This window comes from Micrococcus sp. HMSC31B01, from assembly GCF_001816085.1.
Taxonomy (GTDB): domain Bacteria; phylum Actinomycetota; class Actinomycetes; order Actinomycetales; family Micrococcaceae; genus Micrococcus; species Micrococcus luteus.
Genome location: NZ_KV825271.1, coordinates 1 through 2,058, shown reverse-complemented (window position 1 = coordinate 2,058; position 2,058 = coordinate 1). Strand labels below are relative to the sequence as shown.

Annotated in this window: 3 protein-coding genes; all 3 read left to right on the top strand. The window is 73.4% G+C overall.

All coding sequences use genetic code 11. The features are described from left to right. A partial coding sequence (locus HMPREF3105_RS09475; protein WP_168168010.1) for an NAD-binding protein occupies positions 1-583 on the top strand: 583 nt, incomplete at its 5' end. After that, positions 580-1,377, top strand: coding sequence for an enoyl-CoA hydratase (locus HMPREF3105_RS09470; protein ID WP_036316152.1), 798 nt, complete (start codon positions 580-582; stop codon positions 1,375-1,377). The genes HMPREF3105_RS09475 and HMPREF3105_RS09470, both read left to right, overlap by 4 nt. Next, positions 1,374-2,058, top strand: a 685-nt coding sequence (locus HMPREF3105_RS09465; RefSeq protein WP_141762487.1) for an enoyl-CoA hydratase/isomerase family protein, incomplete at its 3' end; no start/stop codon positions are given. The genes HMPREF3105_RS09470 and HMPREF3105_RS09465, both read left to right, overlap by 4 nt.

Genomic DNA, 2,058 nt, shown 5'->3' with positions numbered 1-2,058 from the left:
GGAGGCGGCGGGCATGCGGGCGGCCGACGCGCCGGTCTCGGGCGGCCAGGTGGGCGCCGAGGCCGGCACCCTCGCCTTCATGGTGGGCGCCTCGGACGAGGTGTACGCCGAGGTGCTGCCGCTGCTCGAGGTCATGGGCGCGCGGATCGTGCACTGCGGGGCCGCCGGCCTGGGCCAGGCCGCGAAGATCTGCAACAACATGGTGCTGGGGGTCACGCAGATCGCCGTCGCCGAGGCCTTCGTCCTGGGCGAGCGCCTGGGCCTGCAGCACCAGGCCCTGTATGACGTGATGAGCAAGGCCTCCGGGCAGTGCTGGTCCCTGACCACCAACTGCCCGGTGCCCGGCCCCGTCCCCGGCTCCCCCGCGAACCGGGACTTCCAGCCCGGCTTCGCCGGCGCCCTGATGGCCAAGGACCTCGGGCTCGCGCTCGCGGCCCTGGACGAGCAGGGCGTGGCGGCCGACCTGGGCCGCCTCGCGCAGGCCAAATACGCCGAGTACGCCGCCGGAGAAGGCGCCGCCCGCGACTTTTCCGGCATCATCGAGGACATCCGAGCATCACACACGGACAGGAGCGAGGCATGAGCGAGCAGACCACCCCGGACGGCGCCGAGTCGCCGATCATCGTCGAGCGGCAGGGCCGGGTCGGCCACATCCGCCTGAACCGGCCGAAGGCCCTGAACGCGCTGAACGAGGCGACGATGCGTGCCGTCGTCGCGGCGGTGCAGGAGCTGGACACCGACCCGGAGATCGGGGCGATCCTGCTCTCCGGCTCCCCCAAGGCGTTCGCCGCCGGCGCGGACATCAAGGAGATGGCCACCAAGGAGTTCTCCGAGATGTACGCGGCCGACTGGTTCGCCGGCTGGGACGGGCTCACCCGTGCCCGCACCCCCATCGTGGCGTGCGTGACCGGCTACGCCCTCGGCGGCGGCTGCGAGCTGGCCATGATGGCCGATGTGCTCGTGGCCGGCGAGGGCGCGAAGTTCGGCCAGCCCGAGATCAACCTCGGCGTCATCCCCGGCATGGGAGGCTCCCAGCGCCTGACCCGCGCCGTGGGCAAGGCGAAGGCCATGGACATGATCCTCACCGGCCGCATGATCGGGGCCGAGGAGGCCGAGCGCATCGGGCTCGTCTCCCGCGTGGTGGCCGACGAGAAGGCCCTCGAGGAGGCGCTGGAGGTGGCCGCGACCATCGCGTCCAAGTCCAAGCCGGCCTCCTGGATGGCCAAGGAGGCCGTCAACGCCGCGTTCGAGACCACGCTTGCCCAGGGCATCGCCTTCGAGCGCCGCGTGTTCCACTCCGCGTTCGCCACGGCGGACCAGAAGGAGGGCATGGACGCGTTCACGGCCAAGCGCGAGGCGGGGTGGCAGCACCGATGAGCGACGCGCAGACCACGGCGACGACGGCCCCCGCGGCTGGGCAGGACGGCGCGGCGGACGAGGTGCTCCTCGAGGTCCGCGACGGCCTCGGCCGCATCACGCTGAACCGTCCGCGCGCCCTGAACGCGCTGACGCAGGACATGGTCCGGGCGATCGACGCGGCCCTGACCGACTGGGCCGCGGACCCCGCCGTGCGCGGCGTGCTCATCCGCGGCGCCGGGGAGAAGGGACTGTGCGCCGGCGGTGACGTCGTCTCCCTGCGCTCCTCGCTCCTGGCCGGGCGGTTCGCGGAGGCCGAGCAGTTCTTCCGCGACGAGTACGCGATGAACGAGCGCATCGCCACCTACCCCAAGCCGTACGTGGCCTTCATGGACGGCATCGTCCTGGGCGGCGGCATGGGCGTGTCCGCGCACGGCTCGCATCGCGTGGCCACCGAGCGGACCCGCGCCGGCATGCCCGAGACGGCGATCGGGTTCACCCCCGACGTCGGCGGCTCCTTCCACCTCGCCCGCGCACCCTTCCAGGCGGGCCGGCACCTGGCCGCGACCTCGGCGCACGCCTCCGGTTCCGACGCGGTGGCCCTGGGTCTGGCGGACGTCTTCGTGGAGTCCGCCCGGCTGGACGAGCTCGAGCAGGCCCTCGCCGCGGCGTTCGGCGCCCTCGGCTCGGCCGCGGACGCGG